17 protein-coding genes are annotated in these 16,557 nt (G+C 63.6%); 2 read left to right on the plus strand and 15 right to left on the minus strand.

The annotated features are described in order from the left end of the window. Positions 1 to 40: 40 nt before the first annotated feature. On the plus strand, positions 41 to 472 hold the full coding sequence (locus tag M0534_RS00640; RefSeq protein WP_248566476.1) for a DUF1841 family protein: 432 nt from the start codon (positions 41 to 43) through the stop codon (positions 470 to 472). 142 nt (positions 473 to 614) lie between these two features. Then, on the plus strand, positions 615 to 1,076 hold the full coding sequence (locus M0534_RS00645) for an FKBP-type peptidyl-prolyl cis-trans isomerase (protein WP_248566477.1): 462 nt from the start codon (positions 615 to 617) through the stop codon (positions 1,074 to 1,076). A gap of 112 nt (positions 1,077 to 1,188) precedes the next feature. On the opposite strand, the gene M0534_RS00650 is transcribed toward M0534_RS00645, so the two are convergent. The 15 genes from M0534_RS00650 to truA form a co-directional block, all read right to left on the minus strand. After that, complete coding sequence (locus M0534_RS00650; protein ID WP_345894688.1) at positions 1,189 to 1,764, minus strand: hydrolase; 576 nt, start codon at positions 1,762 to 1,764, stop codon at positions 1,189 to 1,191. A gap of 23 nt (positions 1,765 to 1,787) precedes the next feature. Next, positions 1,788 to 3,398, minus strand: coding sequence for a bifunctional GNAT family N-acetyltransferase/carbon-nitrogen hydrolase family protein (locus M0534_RS00655; RefSeq protein WP_248566478.1), 1,611 nt, complete (start codon positions 3,396 to 3,398; stop codon positions 1,788 to 1,790). A 169-nt stretch (positions 3,399 to 3,567) separates the two neighbouring features. Further along, positions 3,568 to 4,065: a thiol peroxidase gene (gene tpx, locus M0534_RS00660; RefSeq protein ID WP_248566479.1), complete on the minus strand. Its 498-nt coding sequence runs from the start codon at positions 4,063 to 4,065 to the stop codon at positions 3,568 to 3,570. Positions 4,066 to 4,138: 73 nt separating this feature from the next. Then, entirely contained in the window at positions 4,139 to 4,957 is an 819-nt protein-coding gene (locus M0534_RS00665; RefSeq protein WP_248566480.1) for a ferritin-like domain-containing protein, read from the minus strand. Between the two features lie 68 nt (positions 4,958 to 5,025). After that, positions 5,026 to 6,276 (minus strand): glycerate kinase type-2 family protein, encoded by a 1,251-nt coding sequence (locus M0534_RS00670; RefSeq protein WP_248566481.1) that lies wholly within the window; start codon positions 6,274 to 6,276, stop codon positions 5,026 to 5,028. Positions 6,277 to 6,278: 2 nt separating this feature from the next. Next, positions 6,279 to 7,469 carry an O-succinylhomoserine sulfhydrylase gene (locus M0534_RS00675; protein ID WP_248566482.1) on the minus strand — a complete coding sequence of 397 codons (1,191 nt, stop codon included), beginning with the start codon at positions 7,467 to 7,469 and terminating at the stop codon, positions 6,279 to 6,281. 269 nt (positions 7,470 to 7,738) lie between these two features. Beyond that, on the minus strand, positions 7,739 to 9,256 hold the full coding sequence (gene purF, locus M0534_RS00680) for an amidophosphoribosyltransferase (protein ID WP_248566483.1): 1,518 nt from the start codon (positions 9,254 to 9,256) through the stop codon (positions 7,739 to 7,741). 45 nt (positions 9,257 to 9,301) lie between these two features. Next, positions 9,302 to 9,922 (minus strand): CvpA family protein, encoded by a 621-nt coding sequence (locus M0534_RS00685; protein ID WP_248566484.1) that lies wholly within the window; start codon positions 9,920 to 9,922, stop codon positions 9,302 to 9,304. A 109-nt stretch (positions 9,923 to 10,031) separates the two neighbouring features. Beyond that, positions 10,032 to 10,694 carry an SPOR domain-containing protein gene (locus tag M0534_RS00690; protein ID WP_248566485.1) on the minus strand — a complete coding sequence of 221 codons (663 nt, stop codon included), beginning with the start codon at positions 10,692 to 10,694 and terminating at the stop codon, positions 10,032 to 10,034. Positions 10,695 to 10,715: 21 nt separating this feature from the next. After that, entirely contained in the window at positions 10,716 to 12,032 is a 1,317-nt protein-coding gene (folC, locus tag M0534_RS00695; RefSeq protein ID WP_248566486.1) for a bifunctional tetrahydrofolate synthase/dihydrofolate synthase, read from the minus strand. Positions 12,033 to 12,089: 57 nt separating this feature from the next. Then, positions 12,090 to 13,007 (minus strand): acetyl-CoA carboxylase, carboxyltransferase subunit beta, encoded by a 918-nt coding sequence (gene accD / locus M0534_RS00700; RefSeq protein WP_248566487.1) that lies wholly within the window; start codon positions 13,005 to 13,007, stop codon positions 12,090 to 12,092. Between the two features lie 23 nt (positions 13,008 to 13,030). After that, positions 13,031 to 13,852 carry a tryptophan synthase subunit alpha gene (gene trpA / locus M0534_RS00705; RefSeq protein WP_248566488.1) on the minus strand — a complete coding sequence of 274 codons (822 nt, stop codon included), beginning with the start codon at positions 13,850 to 13,852 and terminating at the stop codon, positions 13,031 to 13,033. Further along, a complete protein-coding gene (gene trpB / locus M0534_RS00710) occupies positions 13,849 to 15,060 on the minus strand; it encodes a tryptophan synthase subunit beta (RefSeq protein ID WP_248566766.1) in 1,212 nt (403 codons plus the stop codon). Before trpB ends, trpA begins: the two co-directional genes overlap by 4 nt. A 4-nt stretch (positions 15,061 to 15,064) precedes the next feature. Further along, entirely contained in the window at positions 15,065 to 15,694 is a 630-nt protein-coding gene (locus tag M0534_RS00715; RefSeq protein WP_248566489.1) for a phosphoribosylanthranilate isomerase, read from the minus strand. 31 nt (positions 15,695 to 15,725) lie between these two features. Beyond that, positions 15,726 to 16,523, minus strand: coding sequence for a tRNA pseudouridine(38-40) synthase TruA (gene truA, locus M0534_RS00720; protein WP_248566767.1), 798 nt, complete (start codon positions 16,521 to 16,523; stop codon positions 15,726 to 15,728). Positions 16,524 to 16,557 lie beyond the last annotated feature (34 nt).

Raw genomic sequence — 16,557 nt, forward strand, 5'->3', positions numbered from 1 at the left:
TAAAACCTTAAACTTGACACCTAAAACGAACCGAAAATCTATGTTCTCCTCCGATCGCGACACCCTCCGCCATCAATATATCGATGCCTGGCGCAAGTACCGGGAGGGTCTGCCGTTGACCCCGCTCGAGGACATGATTGCCCGTGTGGTGGTGGACCATCCTGAGTACCATGCCCTGCTCGAGTCCGGCGAGAAGGGAATGCAGCGGGAATATCTGCCGGAGGATGGCGAGACCAATCCGTTTCTGCACATGGGCATGCATCTGGCCATCCGGGAACAGGTCAGTACCGACAGGCCGGCGGGGATCCGCGCCGTGCACCGGACACTGAGCGAACGCCATGGCGGCCCGGTGGAAGCCGAGCACCAGATGATCGACTGCCTGGCCGAGACCCTGTGGCAGGCGCAACGGAACCAGCGGCCGCCGGATGAGCAGGCGTACCTGCGCAACCTGAAGGCCCTGATTCGGTCCTGAGCAACCGTATCGGACCGCCCCCGCACCGCCTTCCCGAGCGCAGCGCCAATCGTCTGTTTCCCTTGCGGAACCGTGATTTGTGTGCATCGGACAGGGACGTTACCATGCACGGTTCACTCATGATTTCCGGGGGATTTCACCCATGCAGATTGCGAACGATACCGTGGTCGCCATCGACTACACCCTGAAGGACGACGAGGGCGCGGTGCTTGATACATCCGAGGGCAAGCAGCCCCTGTCCTACCTGCATGGCGCGGGCAATATCATCCCCGGCCTCGAGAAGGCGCTGGAAGGCAAGGCGGCCGGCGAGGAAGTCAGCGTTCGAATCGAACCCGCCGATGCCTACGGGGAGCGGCGCGAGGAACTGAAGCAGGCCGTTCCGCGCAATCTGTTCGAGGGTGTCGACAACCTGGAAGCCGGTATGCAGTTTCAGGCCCAGGGCGAAGGCGGCACGCAGATCGTGACCGTGGTGGCCGTGGAAGGCGACCAGGTCACCGTGGATGCCAACCACCCGATGGCTGGCGTGCCGCTGAATTTTGACGTCAAGGTCGTGGAAGTGCGTGAAGCCAGTGGCGAAGAGAAGGAACACGGCCACGCGCACTGATTCCTGCTCGACTCCGGTTCAGGGTACGCCTCGCGGCCGGCCCTGAACCGCTGCTTCCCGCCCGCCAGCTCGTCGCCCGGGGGAAGGCAGTGACCTGTCCGGTTTCTCCCTCCTACCGGATATAGTTTTTCGAAACGGTCCTGAAGAGTTCGGTTCCCGCGCAGTTCAGCCATTCAAAGGCGACCATTTCCCGCGAAACGATCTGGGCGCCCGCGGCCCGCATCCGCTCCAGGGCCAATTCGGCATCGCGCGGCTTGCGGCTGGCCACTGCCTCATCGACGATGAACACCTGATAGCCCTCTTCCAGCAACTGGAAGACGCTCTGCAAGACGCAGACATGGGCTTCGGTGCCCGCCATGATCACCTGCCGACGCCCCATTGCCGCCATCTGCCGGCGAATGGTATCGGCGTCCATGCAGGAGAAATGCACCTTCTCCAGCAACTCGTCATCCAGCACCAGCGACCGGATCTCCGGCACCGTCGGACCGAGGCCCCGCGGATACTGTTCCGTGACGCGCACGGGCACATCCATTTCCCGCGACAGCTTGATCAACCAGGCCACCGACTCCAGCACCTGGTCACCGCCGGGAATCGCCGGTATCAGCTTCTGCTGCACGTCGATGACCAGCAGGCACGAGAGGGCGGCCTGCATGCGCAACTCGGCCGACTGCCGCTTGCGTTCGCTCATGATTACTATCTCCTCTGGCCGTCTCAGGCCGTATCCTGATCCTCAGGCTCTTGCCGTCCCTGCGGCCTGGCCGCGCCGGCGCTCCAGTGAACCTGAAACAGATCCAGCCGTCGATCCTGGTAGTTCCGCACTGAACCTTCGTAACGCAACTCGCGCAGTTTCTCCATGTCCAGATCGACGATAAGCGTCATTTCGGTGTTCGGCGTCGCCTCCGAGACCACGGCATCATGCGGGAATGCGAAATCCGATGGCGAGAACACCGCCGACTGCGAGTACTGGATATCGACGTTCTCGATCTTCGGCAAATTGCCGACGCTGCCGGTAATCGCCACGTAGCACTCGCTCTCGATGGCGCGGGCCTGGGCACAGCGTCGCACGCGCTGGTATCCGTTCTTGGTGTCGGTCCAGTAGGGCACGAACAGAATCTTCATGCCCTGCTCCATCAGCACCCGGGAGAGTTCCGGGAACTGGACGTCATAGCAGATCAGGATGCCGACCTTGCCGACATCGGTATCAAACACCTGAAGCGAATCACCGCCGGTCAGCCCCCAGTAACTGCGCTCATCCGGGGTGATGTGGAGCTTGTGCTGGTTCTCGGTGGTACCGTCCCGCCGGCACAGAAACGACACGTTGCGCAACTGCTGGCCGTCGTAGACCGGCATGCTGCCGGCAATGATGTTGATGTTGTAACTCACCGCCAGCGACTGCATCGCCTCACGAATCTCGTCGGTGTACTGGGCCAGCCCGCGGATCGCCTCGGCCGGATATTCCTGGTTGAAATTGCCCATCAGCGGGGCATTGAAGAATTCCGGGAACACCGCGAAATCGGCGTTGTAGCCGGCCAGCGCATCGACAAAGAACTCGACCTGCTGCATCAGTTCCTCGACCGTCTCCGTACGCCGCATCTGCCACTGCACGGTACCGACCCGGACCGAGGCCTTGGCACCGCCGAACAGCGGCTGGTGCTTCTCCTCGTAGAAGATGTTGTTCCACTGCACCAGCGTCGCATACGCCTTCGACTCGCGATCCTCGGGCAGATAGCCCGTGATCACGCGACGCACGTGAAAGTCGTTGGCCAACTGGAAGCTCAGGATCGGATCGTAGATTTCCTGCCGCTTGACCAGCTCGATGTACTGGTCCGGCGTCATCTCCGCAGCATGCTCGCGATAGCCGGGGATGCGTCCACCGGCAACGATGGAGCGGCAATTCAGGGTCCGACAGAGTTCCTTGCGCGCGTCATACAGGCGTCGGCCGAGGCGCATGCCCGAGTACTTCGGATGCACGAACACATCGGCCCCGTAGAGCACGTCACCATTCGGGTCGTGCGTGGTGAAGTAACCGTCACCGGTAATCTGGTCGTAGGTGTGCTTGTCGCCAAACCGCTGGTAGTCGACCATGATGGTCAGCGCGGCGGCCACCACCTTGCCGTTGTCCTCGATGCAGATCTGGCCCTCCGGAAAGCGGTTCAACTGCGCCGCAAACTGCTTCCGCGTCCACGGCCCCATGGTCGGATAGACCGCCTCCATGATCTCCTCGATATCCGCAAAGTCCTCGTAGCGGAGTGTGCGCAGGCGCAGATGGTGCTCGTCACCATCCTCCTGCTGCTGGTCCCGCCGGTCCTGATCGTCCGCCATGCTGTCTGGTTCCACTTGGCCAAGGGTTTTCGAAGAGCGCCGGTACCGTGACCATCGAACGGACCGGTACCGGCGCCTGTGCAGGTCAGGGAAACACCGATTTATTCCAACGCGGGCGTGGGAATAAATCAGTGTTTCCCTATGCCGCGAGGACTGCGGCCGACGACCGTCAGAACGCGTTCAGCGCCGCATCATAATCGGGTTCATCGGCGATTTCCGGTACCTGCTGGGCATGGGCCACCTTGCCGTCTGTACCGACCACAACCACCGCCCGCGAGAGCAGCCCGACCAGCGGGCCGTTGGCAAACGCGACACCGTAATCGCGGCCAAACTCCGGCGCGCGGAACGCGGAAGCCGACATGACATTGTCGAGCCCCTCGGCACCACAGAAGCGCTGATGCGCGAACGGCAGGTCGGCAGAGATGCACAGTACGACGGTGTTGGCCTTATCCGCAGCCCGGGAGTTGAAGGTCCGGACCGAGTTGGCACAGGTGGGCGTGTCGATGCTCGGGAAGATATTGAGCACCACGTTCTTGCCAGCGAATTCGGACAGGCTCACTTCGGACAGATCGGTTCGCACCAGCGTGAAGTCCGGCGCTGGCTGGCCGACGGCAGGCAGATCTCCAACCGTCGAAACCGGGTTTCCCTTCAGCGTAATCTGGGCCATGGCAAAGGTCTCCGCGTCATGAGTGGACAGCCATCGTCACCGGCACAACGGATGCATGCAAGGGTGGAATGGCTCAGCGGTCCTCCGCGAGCCGGTCCATCCGCTCCAGCGCATCCATTTCGGCTTCGCTGAACCCCGCCACCAGGCGGGCCGGGCGATTGAACGGGCCGCGCAGGCGGCCGCGCATGTAACGCTGCAACAGGTCCCTGAACGTGGCCTCCGGCTCCAGTCCCCGCTGATCGCAACAATGCCTGAACCAGTGGGAACCGATGGCCACGTGGCCCTCCTCTTCGGCCAGGATCACCTCCAGCAGCGCCACCGTATCGCCATCACCAGCGCCCTGAAGTCGCTCGATCATGCCGGGAGTGACATCCAGCCCGCGCGCCTCGAGAACGCGGGGCACCAGGGCCATGCGCACCAGCACATCATGTGCGGTATCGATGCACATTTCCCAGAGGCCGTTATGCGCAGGGAATTCGCCATAGTCGTAGTCGAGCTGGTGCAGCCTTGATCGCAGCATGCGGAAGTGATTGGCCTCCTCCGCCGCGACCCGCAACCAGTCCCCATAATAGTTGCGCGGCATGTCGCGAAACCGATAAACCGCATCCAGCGCCAGGTTGATGGCATTGAATTCGATATGCGCGATCGCATGGACCAGTGCCGCGCGACCTTCAAGCGAGGACAGATTTCGTTGCACCAGCTCCCGCGGGGCCACCAGCTCCGGCCGCGACGGACGGCCCGGCTCACCGATCGGCGCGGGTTCGTCGACTGCACCGATGATGTCGACGCGCCCCGCATCCCAGTCGGAACGCAGGGCGATCGCGAAATCGGCCTTGGCTTCGGGATCCGGTTCCCGGATTGCGGCGTCCGCGCGTTCGAATAATGTCGACATATTTTCGGCTATTTAACGTTTTAAGTTTTATGTTTTATCTCAATGTCTTATACGTTAAACCTAAAACGTTAAACATTAAACTTGTACGAAATGTATAAATCCATGACGTTGGTGCCCGTTGGACCGGTCCGGATCAAATCACCGCTGGCTTGAAGAAAGCGGCCGCTGTCGGCGGCTTCCAGGCAGGCCGCGGGGTCCAGGCCATGCTGCCGGCCGCGTGTGCAGGTCCGGCCATCAATGATCGCACCGGCATCCTCTCCGGGACCATCGGTGCCATCGGTTCCGGCCGCCAGCAAAACGCAGTCGTCCAACCCGCTCAGGTCGATGGCCGCGCGCAGGGCCAGGGCCTGGGCCCGTCCACCGCGACCGGGGTTTTCAGGCAGCGCCACCGTGGTCTCGCCACCCTGCACGTACAGCCCGGGCGCAGCTGCTTGCAGTGCCTTCGCAATCCCCGATCCGGCCTCGATGGCACTTCCCTGCTGCAACTCCGCATTCCAGTGCACGGTCAGCCCGCGTTCCTTTGCGGCGCGCACCACGGCCTCACAGGCCAGACGGTTGCTGGCGATGACCTCCCAGCGCATTGTCGCGTCGTTTCCGGTGGGTGGCTCGGGCAGCGGCGGCGCGGCCTCGAGCATGTGTTGCACGCTGGCAGGCAGGCTGGTCGGCAGCGCTACCGATGCCGGCGGAGGAAACAACAGGCCGGAACCGATCACGGCCGGATCATCCCCCGGCACATCGGAGATGAGATACACATGCAGTGGCCGTTCGCCCAGGCGTCGACGCAGTCGCCCACCCTTGATGCAGGACACTGCCCGGCGCACCGCATTGATACTGTCAATAGGCAGGTCCCTAGACAGCAGCCAGCGGTTCATCTCCGCCAGTGCCCGAGCGCCAAACCCCGCGGGCAACTCCTCGACAAGACTTGATGCTCCGCCGGAGAGCAGCACCAGCAGCGGCACGCCGGAGGGCAGTTCGCCAAGAAACTGCCGCAGGGCCAGGCCTGCATCCAGCGTGCGTTGATCCGGGATCGGATGGGCGGATTCAAGGCAGCGCAGTCGCGGGTGCTCACGGCATGCGGCGGACAGGTGCTCCTGCTTTGTGATCAGCAGCCCGCAAGACAGGCGGCCCTCCAGGACCTGCAGCGCGCCCCGACACATGCTGTCGGCGGCCTTGCCAATGGCGAGGACCGCCACCGGCCCGGCCGGCAACGGTTGCCGGTGCAAGGCATCCGCCATTGCCGCATCGCCGGCGACCGCATCGATCGCCTGCCGGAACAGGCTGCCGAGCAACTGCCGCGCCTCGCTGACGGCGGAAACCACGGTCAGAGCCGGGCCAGCGCCGGCCCCAGGTCGGCCTGCAGATCGGCGACATCCTCGATACCGACGGAAAGCCGGATCAGGTTCTCGCCGATACCGTAATCCCGCCGCTCCTGTTCGCTGAGCCGGCCATGGGTCGTGCTTGCCGGGTGGGTGATCGTGGTTTTCAGGTCACCCAGATTGGCGGTAATGGATATCAGGCGCACCGCATCAATCAGGCGCCATGCTTCCGCCCGACCGCCGTCAACCTCGAACGAGATGATGCCGCCATAGGCCGTCTGCTGGCGACTGGCCAGCGCATGCTGCGGATGCGACTGCAAACCCGGATAGTTCACCTGACGCACGCTCGGCTGATGCTGCAACCAATCGGCCAGCGCCATGGCGTTTTCGGAATGCGCGCGCATCCGCAGTGTCAGGGTTTCCAGACCCTTCAGGAAGACCCAGGCATTGAACGCGCTCATGGTCGGCCCGGCGGTACGCAAAAAGGCGAACACCTCCTCGCCGACACGCTGATGATCGCCGACAACCGCGCCGCCGATGCAGCGCCCCTGACCATCCAGATACTTGGTCGCCGAGTGGATCACGATGTCGGCGCCCTGCTCCAGCGGCTTTTGCAGTGCCGGGGTGCAAAAGCAGTTGTCCACCACCAGCAGGCAATCATGGGCCCGGGCCAGGGCCGCCATCCGCTCCATATCCGCGACCTCGGTCAGCGGGTTGGACGGTGTTTCCAGATACAGCATCCGCGTTTCGGGGCGAATGGCCTGTTCCCAGGCCGCATAATCGGTCAGCGGCACGAAACTGGTCTCAAGCCCGAACCGCGACAGGATCTTGCTGAACAGATTGACCGTGGTGCCGAACACACCGTTGGACGAGACGATATGGTCGCCGGCGTTGAGCAGCCCCATGCAGGTGGCCAGGATCGCCGACATGCCGGAGGCGGTGGCGACGCAGCATTCTCCGCCTTCCATAACCGCCAGGCGATCCTGAAAGGTACGCACCGTCGGGTTGCTGAAGCGGGAATAGATATTGCCAGGCTCGTCACCGGCAAAGCGCGCGGCAGCCTGCGCGGCGCTGGAAAAGGTAAAGCTGGAGGAGAGGAAAATCGGTTCCGACTGCTCCTGTTCACCGGTCCGGACCTGGCCGGCACGAACCGCCAGCGTGTCGAAAGCGTATTCCGCGTCGTCAGTGTCTGACATCGTGTGTGTCCTTCATGAAAAAACCCGCCCCTGGCCAAAGCAGGAAAGCGGGTTTAATCCGGTCTCCGCTTTAGCTGTGTTTCACGCACCGATCCAGGAATCGGCCGTGGCGCCCGCAAGCTGAAATCAAATCGGCGCTTTGAGGAAACACTGATTTATTACCGCGGCTGCGAGTAGAGCAGTGTTTCCTTGATCAAGAACATACGTAACAGAGAACGGGGCTGTCAATTTGGGTCGGGGAACACAGACCCGTTTCCGCAGCGAAGCGATCAGGCCCGGTTCATCTGTTCGACCAGGTCGTTCATGCCCAACCGCCGGCGGCGCGCCTTTGCATCATCCGAGCGCTGTTCCTGCAGTTGATCCAGATAGTTGCCATCGACATCTCCGGTGACGTACTCGCCGTTGAAACAGGATGCATCGAAACGGCGAATTTCCGAACTCTTGTGCCGAACAGCGTCCACCAGATCGTCAAGGTCCTGGTAGATCAGGCGATCGGCCCCGATCTTCTGGCAGACCTGTTCGTCACTACGATCATGCGCTATCAGCTCGTTGGCCGCCGGCATGTCGATGCCGTAGACATTGGGATAACGCACCGGAGGAGCGGCGGACGCAAAGTAAACCTTGCGCGCGCCCTCGTCGCGGGCCATCTGGATAATCTGCTCGCAGGTCGTGCCGCGCACGATGGAATCATCCACCAACAACACATTCTTGCCCTTGAACTCGAGACCGATGGGATTCAGCTTCTGGCGCACGGATTTCCGCCGCTGCGTTTGCCCCGGCATGATGAAGGTGCGGCCGATGTACCGGTTCTTGATGAAACCCTCGCGGTACTTCACGCCCAGCGCATGCGCCAGTTCAAGCGCCGAGGTACGGCTGGTGTCTGGCACCGGAATGACCACGTCGATATCGTGATCCGGCCAGTCGCGCAGGATCTTCTCCGCGAGTTTCTCGCCCATACGCAGCCGCGCCTTGTACACCGAAATATCGTCGATGATCGAATCTGGCCGTGCCAGGTAGACGTACTCGAACAGACAGGGCGAGCATTCCGTTGTCTCGGCACACTGACGGGCGGAAAAGCCGCCATCGATAGACAGAAACACCGCCTCCCCGGGGGCCAACTCCCGGATCAGGCGGAAGCCAAGTGTATCCAGAGCAACGCTCTCCGAAGCCACGGCGTAGTCCATTCCGCCATTGCCGTCAGGCCGTTCGCCGACACAGATCGGGCGGATGCCATGTGGATCGCGGAACGCGAGTACGCCATAGCCGTTCAGCATGGCGACCGCCGCATAGCCACCCCGGCAGCGTCGGTGCACGGCGGCCACGGCATCGAAGATATCGTCGGTGGTGACGGTCAGCTTGCCGGAGCGGGCCAATTCGTGGGCAAAGACATTGAGCAGGATTTCGGAATCCGAATCGGTGTTGATGTGACGCAGGTCCTCAAGAAACATCTCACGCTTGAGCTGTTCCGCGTTGGTCAGGTTGCCGTTGTGCGCCAGGCTGATGCCGTATGGGGAATTGACATAGAACGGCTGCGCCTCGGCCGAGGTGGAACACCCCGCCGTCGGATAACGCACGTGGCCGATGCCGATATTGCCCTGCAGTTGCTCCATGTGTTCCTGGCGAAACACATCGCGCACCAGACCATTGTCCTTGCGCAGATACAGACGCCCGGCCTCAAATGTCATGATCCCCGCGGCGTCCTGGCCGCGATGCTGCAAGACCGTAAGGCCATCGTAGAGCGCCTGATTGACCGGGCTTCCGGCGACCATACCGATTACACCGCACATGTGTGGCTGCTACCTCGTTGCTGACTGACCTGGCGAAGTGTTTCCCTAATCCGGCATTTCCGATTCGGGTGGCGTTTCATCGTCCACGGCATCGACCTCGATGTCGCGTTCATCCCTGCAGAAATCACTCCAGTACTCCGCCGCGCTGGCCGCGTCCGTCTGCGCCGTCGCGTCGCCTATCGGTGCGCGGAACGTTCGCCCGTCCAGCCAGTCTTCGACGCCGACCCGGCAGACCCAGGGAGTGAGTTGTTCGACCAGTACCGAATCCTGCCACCAGGCCTCTCGCGGCAGGGCCGTCAGGCCGGCGGCGAGCATCAGCACGGCGATCACAAGGACGCCACGTGCGAGACCGAAAAAGAGACCGATGAAGCGGTCCGTACCACTGAGCCCGGTACGGCCGACCAGAAGGCTGGCGAAATAACCGAGAATGCCGCCGGCAATCAGAACGCCGACGAAGAGAACGGCGAATGCCGCACCGATTCGCAGGGTCGGGGAGGCGATCACACCCTCCATCAACACCGCCACGGGCTCGGCAAAACGCAGGCCGATCCAGATTGCAGCAATCCAGACGGCGAGGGACAGGGTCTCACGGACAAAGCCGCGGACCAGACTGATCACGATGGACAGGGCAATTACGGCGAGAATGGCAAGGTCAAGCCAGTTCATGCGCGTCTCGAAAAACCGGGCAGCCCATGCTGCGGGCACGGAATGGTAGCAAAGCGGTCACGCCGCTGAAAGAAACCCGCGTTTAAGGCACATTGGGCAGTGCCTCGCATCAGGGATGCCGCACCACGATGCTGTCCACGCCGGCATCCTGCCTTACCCGCTCGACCAGGTCACGGGCCTCGTCGCGGCTTGGTACAGGCCCTACCCGCAGGCGGTAGATGGCGCCGTCGGAATCACTGGATTCAACCACGAACGCTGGCAAACCTTCGTCACGCAGGCGGTCGCGCAAGCCGATGGCATTGCCCTCGCTGCGGAAACTGCCCACCTGCACGGCAAAGCCTTCCGCCTCGACAGGCTCGGCTTCCGCTTCCGCGGTTTCCTCGGGCTCCGGCTCCTCGTCGGTCGCCGGTTCCGCCGTTTCAGGCTCTTCCTCGGGTTCGCTCGCCACCTCGGGCGCCTCGACCACATCCGGCTCCTCGGCCGGTGCAACAGGTTCGTCCCCGGGCAGTTGATCCGGCATTGCGAGTTCGTCGTCCGGTTCAGCGGCCTCCTCGTCCTCCGGCTCCCGAACCGGAATCCGGTCGAGCATCGGCGGCTCCTCATCCCTCGGTGCTTCCACCGCCTCGCGGCCACGCGGCTCGGGGGGAATCTCCATGGGCAGATCCAGCGCCTGACGATCCACCGGCCCGCGCAGCAGCATCGGCAGGAAGATGACGGCCAGGGCCACGATCACCACCGCACCGACCAGACGTTGCTGATGCCGTTTCTGCAAAGTGGGAGCTCCTTCGTTCGCTCAGGGGCCGGAGGAAACCAGGCCCGACTCTCTGTCGGCGGCAGTGCCCGCATTCGGCAACAGGACCTCGCGCGCAACAAGCATCTGCTCAACGGTGCGGAATGATCCGAAGATCACCAATTGATCGCCAGCACCAAGATTCCGCTCACTGAAATCCACCAGCGCAGTCGCTTCACCCTGCCGATGCACGCGCCCCGTTGGCAACAGGCCGGCGAGCGTCTCCGGGGACCAGGCCTCGGCATCCCGGAGGTCCAGCAACAACCACCCATCCATGCAGTCGCAAAGCGGCGTCAGCACCGCCGCAGGGTCCTTGCGCTGCATCAGTCCGATCACACCAATTCGCCGTCCGGTTACCGGATGCGCGATCAGCCAATCGGCAAGCACCCGCGCACTATCCGCATTGTGAGCCACATCCAACAGCCATTCCACCGTGCCCGGCAAGCGCTGCAAGCGTCCCCCGAGGCGTACCTCCGCCAAGCCCTGGCGTAGCGTCTCATCACCGATGGGACGGGGCAGGGGCAGCAGCCCCAGCGCGGCAATGACACCCGCCGCATTGGCCAACTGCACGTCCCCCGGGATGCCGGGCAGCGGCAGATCGGCATGGATGCGATCGGCGGCCCGCCACTGCCAGTGGCTGTCGCCGGTTCGGCTCCAGTGAAAGTGTTCGCCGGCGCGAACCAGACGGGATCCGCGGGCACCGGCCACCTCGGCGATGGACCCCGGCATGGCGCTGGCTGCAAACACCGCCGGCCGTTCCGTGCGAAAGATGCCGGCCTTTTCCCGGCCAATCGTCTCCAGGTCATGTCCCAGCCACTCGGCGTGATCCAGCCCGATCGACGCGACCAGTGCGACATCGGCATCCACCAGGTTGACCGCATCCAGCCGTCCACCGAGACCGACTTCGAGCAGCTGCACATCGACCGAGGCCTGCCTGAACAGATACAGGGCCGCCAGCGTGCCGAATTCGAAATAGCTGAGCGTGATGCCGCCCCGCGCCTGGTCGATGGCATCGAAGGCCCGCAGCAGTTGGTGGTCGCTGCTGTCCACGCCGTCGATCCGGATTCGCTCGTTGTAGCGCAGCAGATGCGGCGAGGTGTAGGCGCCGGTGCGGTAGCCGGCGGCGCGCAGGATCGACTCGGCACAAGCCACCGACGAGCCCTTGCCATTGGTTCCGGCAACAGTGAGTGTCAGGCAATCGGGACGGTCGAGCCCGAGCCGCAGCGCCACGCGGCCGACGCGTTCGAGGCCCGGGTCAATCGCCCGGGGGTGCAGGCTTTCCTGCCAACGCAACCAGTCTTGCAGATTCTCGAACCGCATGAATGACCGGCCCCCGGCCGTCACACGGCCAAGCCGGAGCCGGCTCCCGGGCAGACTTTAACCGGCAACGGGTTCGTCATGGTCGGCTTCCAGGCGACGCTGTGCCGGCGACGACGGCAGACGCATCAGCAGGGCAAAGAGGCTCGCCAGCGTCGTGCGCATTTCCCGCCGGTCTACAATCATGTCAATCGCGCCGTGATCAAGCAGAAACTCCGCCCGCTGAAAACCCTCCGGCAGGGTTTCCCGCACCGTCTGCTCGATGACCCGTGGTCCGGCGAATCCGATCAGCGCGCCCGGCTCGGCCACGTTGATGTCACCGAGCATGGCAAGACTCGCCGAGACACCGCCCATGGTGGGATCGGTCAGCACCGAGATGTAGGGGATTCCGGCATCCCGCAGCCGGCCCAGCGCAGCGCTGGTCTTCGCCATCTGCATCAATGAAAACAGCGCCTCCTGCATCCGCGCACCGCCACTGGCGGAAAAGCAGACCAGCGGGATTTCCTGGTCCAGCGCAAAGTGCGCGGCACGCACGAACCGCTCGCCGACCACGCTGCCCATGGAGCCGCCCATGAACTCGAAGTCAAACGCGCAGGCCACCACCTCGACGCCCTCGATCTCGCCGTGCAGCACCACCAGCGCGTCGTTCTCGGCGGTGGTCTTTTGCGCCTGCGCCAGCCGGTCCTTGTATTTCTTGCTGTCGCGGAATCGCAGCACGTCCTGCGGCTGGATGGAGCCGGCCAGTTCCATGGCAGAGCCGTCGTCGAGCAAGGCCTCAAGCCGTGCACGGGCATTGATCCGCATGTGCTGGCCGCACTTGGGGCAAACCTCGAGATTCCGCTCCAGCTCCGGCCGGTACAACACTGCGCTGCAGCCGGAGCACTTGGTCCAGAGCCCCTCGGGGACACTGCGGTTGCGCGCGTTGTCCGTCGCATCCGTGCGGATTCGCGACGGCATCAACTTCTGGAACCAGCTCATGGACTTACCCCGTCTTGTCCTGCTCAGGCCGTGGCTGCGGCATCCGCGTCCATCGCAGAACGCATGGAGGCCAGCAGGCCGGTGACGTTCTCGACGATAACCGCATCATCGCCGACATTGTCCTGAATCTGGCGGACCAGCGCACTGCCCACCACGACTGCGTCTGCGGCCTGACTCATCTGCGCTGCCTTGTCGGCGGTGCTGATACCGAAACCGACCCCGACCGGCAGGCCGGTCATGCGGTGCAGCCGCCCGACCCGTTCCGCCACCGCTGCCACGTCGAGGGTATCGGACCCGGTCACCCCCTTCAGCGAGACGTAGTAAATGAATCCCCGGGCGTGGTCACAAATAACCTGCATGCGCTGCTCGGTCGTGGTCGGAGCAACCAGGAAGATCGGATCCAGGCCGGCATCGGCCAGGCACTCGCTCAATTCGCCCATTTCTTCCGGCGGCATATCCACGGTAAGCACGCCATCCACGCCGGCTTCGGCCGCTGCTTCGCAGAACCGCCGGTAGCCCATGACCTCGATCGGGTTCATGTAGCCCATCAGGACCACGGGCGTGTCCCTGTTCCGCTGCCGGAATTCGCGAACCATCGCCAGCACATCGCCAAGGCTGGTGCCGTGCTTCAGAGCGCGCTCACAGGCAAGCTGGATAACCGGACCATCACCGATCGGGTCGGAGAACGGCACCCCCAGTTCAACAATATCGGCACCCGCCTCGACCAGACCGTGCATCAGCTGCACCGTCAGGCCCGGGTTCGGGTCACCGGCCGTGATGAAGGGCACCAGGGCCCGGCGCCCAGCGCTCTTCAGGGCATCGAAACGCGCCTGGATACGACTCATAACGTAATACCTTCCACATTGGCGACCGTCTGCAGGTCCTTGTCACCACGGCCTGACAGATTGACGATAATGATGCCACCCGGTCCGATTTCGCGCGCCAGTTTCTCAGCATGAGCCAACGCATGGGACGTCTCCAGCGCGGGGATGATGCCTTCGGTCCGCGTCACGGCGTGGAACCCCTGCATGGCCTCGTCATCGGTCACCGAGGTATAGACCGCACGCTTGATGTCCTTGAGCCAGGAATGTTCCGGACCAACGCCAGGATAGTCCAGCCCGGCGGAAATCGAGTGGGTGCCGATGATCTGCCCCCAGTCGTCCTCCATCAGATAGGTCCGGTTGCCGTGCAGGACGCCGGGCTTGCCGGCGCACAGCGGCGCTGCATGTTTGCCACTGTCGATGCCATACCCGCCGGCCTCGACGCCGTGCAACTGCACCGAGGCGTCATTCAGGAACGGATGGAACAGGCCAATGGCATTGGAGCCACCGCCAACGCAGGCCACCAGTGCATCCGGCAACCTCCCTTCCTGCTCGAGAATCTGCTCGCGCGCCTCGCGGCCGATGATGGTCTGGAAATCCCGCACCATCAGCGGATAGGGATGGGGACCCGCCACCGTGCCGATGATGTAAAAGGTGTCATCGACATTGGTCACCCAGTCGCGCATGGCCTCGTTCAGGGCATCCTTCAGCGTGCGGGTACCCGAGGTAACGGGTACCACCTCGGCACCCAGCAGGCGCATGCGGAAGACGTTGGGGGACTGGCGCTGGATGTCGTCCGCGCCCATGTAGACGACGCATTCCATACCCAGCCGGGCGGCCACGGTGGCACTGGCAACGCCGTGCTGGCCGGCACCGGTTTCGGCAATGACCCGTTTCTTGCCCATGCGCTTGGCGAGCAGTGCCTGGCCGAGCGCATTGTTGATCTTGTGGGCACCGGTGTGGTTCAGATCCTCGCGCTTGAGGTAGATCCGCGCGCCGCCGATTTTCTCGCTCCAGCGCTCGGCGTAGTAAAGCGGAGACGGCCGGCCAACGAACTGGCTCGCGTCGGTATCGAATTCGCGCAGAAAGTCCGGATCGTTGCGATACCGAAGATAGGCTTCGCTCAGCTCCGCAAGGGGCGCCATCAGGGTTTCCGGCACGAATCGGCCACCGTAGACGCCAAAGTGCCCCTCGCTGTCCGGGAACTTGCTGTAGTCCACCGCCTGTTGCATGTCTTCAGTCGTCTTCGCCACGACGCACCTCGCTGACAAATTGGCTTACCTGCTCGGGACATTTTCGGCCCGGCTCGCGTTCCACACCGCTGCTGACGTCGACAGCGAACGGCCGGCATTGTCGCACTGCAGCGGCAACATTGTCGCAACGCAGCCCCCCGGCAAGCACAAGGGGCCGCGGGTAGTCGCGGGGGAAACTGCCCCAATCAAACACCCGGCCCGTGCCGCCCTGCTCACCCGGTGCATGACTGTCCAGCAGGAAACCGGACGCATCGCCGTGCTCGGCAACCCGCGCGTCCAGTTCCGTAACGTCGCCGGCCATACCCAGGGCCTTTACGTAACGTCGGCCGAATTGCCGGCAGAAGGCCGCCGATTCGGTGCCGTGAAACTGCAGTTGGTCTATCGGCAGCCGCCGCAGCACGTCGCGCACGGCATCGGCTCCGGGGTTGAGGAACAGCCCGACCACCGAGATGAAAGGCGGCACCGCGTTGATCACTGCGGCTGCCTGATCCGCTGTCACATGGCGTGGACTCGCCGGATGGAAAACCAGACCAATGGCGTCGATTCCGGCGGCCGCCACCTGCCGTGCGTCCTCCGGATCCGTGATGCCGCAAATCTTGATCCGTGTCCGCACGCCGGTCGCTCCTGGCCGAAGGGCGTTGATACTAACCCGGCCCCTGAGACGACGCAAAAACCGGCGGCGGCGGCGCTGGCGGCAGCCCGAAACGCTGCGGATAGTCGACCGCGACCATGTACAAGCCGGCGGCCGGCGCCGTCACGCCACCGGCCGTCCGGTCGCGGGCGGCCAGCACCTGGGCCGCCCATTCCGGCGCAGCCTCTCCGGCACCGATGGTCATCAGCACACCGGCGATGTTGCGGACCATGTGATGCAGAAAGGCATTGGCAGCGACATCCAGATAGATAAACGGACCATCGGCCGTGACCTGCAAGCGGGTGATGCAGCGCCGCGCATGTCTGGCCTGACAGCCAATCGCGCGATAGGAGGTGAAATCGTGCTCGCCGACCAAGGCGGCGCCAGCCCGCTGCATGACCTTGGCGTCGAGCTGTTTCCAGATCCAGCTGACACGGCCGTGCAGCAATCCGGGCCGGGTCGGCCGCGACAGAATGACGTAGCGGTAACAGCGCCCGGTGGCACTGAAGCGGGCGTCGAAATCGGCAGGCACCTGGCGCACCCAGGTGACGGCAATATCGTCCGGCAGGTTGGAGGTGACACCGAGCAGCCAGCCGTGCAGATCGCGCTGCGCATCGGTGTCGAAGTGAACCACCTGGCCGACCGCATGCACGCCGGCATCCGTGCGGCCGGCACAGGTGACCGCAACGCGGTGATCGGCCACCCGGGACAGGGCGGCTTCCAGCATCTCCTGTACGGAGGTGGCATGCCGCTGGTGCTGCCAGCCGGCATATCGGCCACCGTCGTACTCGATACCGAGGGCCAGGCGCACGGTCACCGGCCCGCCGCCATGGGCATTCGCGAGG

Origin of the sequence: Methylonatrum kenyense, assembly GCF_023195885.1 — a bacterium.
In the GTDB taxonomy this organism is placed as follows: domain Bacteria; phylum Pseudomonadota; class Gammaproteobacteria; order Nitrococcales; family Aquisalimonadaceae; genus Methylonatrum; species Methylonatrum kenyense.

Excerpts from the sequence above, each read along its gene's own strand:
- M0534_RS00640 (WP_248566476.1), top strand. The coding sequence starts at position 41 with ATGTTCTCCTCCGATCGCGACACCCTCCGCCATCAATATATCGATGCC.
- trpB (WP_248566766.1), bottom strand. The coding sequence starts at position 15,060 with ATGCAACAGGCGGTGGACTACAGCAAGTTCCCGGACAGCGAGGGGCAC.
- M0534_RS00665 (WP_248566480.1), bottom strand. The coding sequence starts at position 4,957 with ATGTCGACATTATTCGAACGCGCGGACGCCGCAATCCGGGAACCGGAT.
- accD (WP_248566487.1), bottom strand. The coding sequence starts at position 13,007 with ATGAGCTGGTTCCAGAAGTTGATGCCGTCGCGAATCCGCACGGATGCG.
- purF (WP_248566483.1), bottom strand. The coding sequence starts at position 9,256 with ATGTGCGGTGTAATCGGTATGGTCGCCGGAAGCCCGGTCAATCAGGCG.
- folC (WP_248566486.1), bottom strand. The coding sequence starts at position 12,032 with ATGCGGTTCGAGAATCTGCAAGACTGGTTGCGTTGGCAGGAAAGCCTG.
- trpA (WP_248566488.1), bottom strand. The coding sequence starts at position 13,852 with ATGAGTCGTATCCAGGCGCGTTTCGATGCCCTGAAGAGCGCTGGGCGC.
- M0534_RS00645 (WP_248566477.1), top strand. The coding sequence starts at position 615 with ATGCAGATTGCGAACGATACCGTGGTCGCCATCGACTACACCCTGAAG.
- M0534_RS00675 (WP_248566482.1), bottom strand. The coding sequence starts at position 7,469 with ATGTCAGACACTGACGACGCGGAATACGCTTTCGACACGCTGGCGGTT.
- M0534_RS00685 (WP_248566484.1), bottom strand. The coding sequence starts at position 9,922 with ATGAACTGGCTTGACCTTGCCATTCTCGCCGTAATTGCCCTGTCCATC.
- M0534_RS00655 (WP_248566478.1), bottom strand. The coding sequence starts at position 3,398 with ATGGCGGACGATCAGGACCGGCGGGACCAGCAGCAGGAGGATGGTGAC.
- M0534_RS00650 (WP_345894688.1), bottom strand. The coding sequence starts at position 1,764 with ATGAGCGAACGCAAGCGGCAGTCGGCCGAGTTGCGCATGCAGGCCGCC.
- tpx (WP_248566479.1), bottom strand. The coding sequence starts at position 4,065 with ATGGCCCAGATTACGCTGAAGGGAAACCCGGTTTCGACGGTTGGAGAT.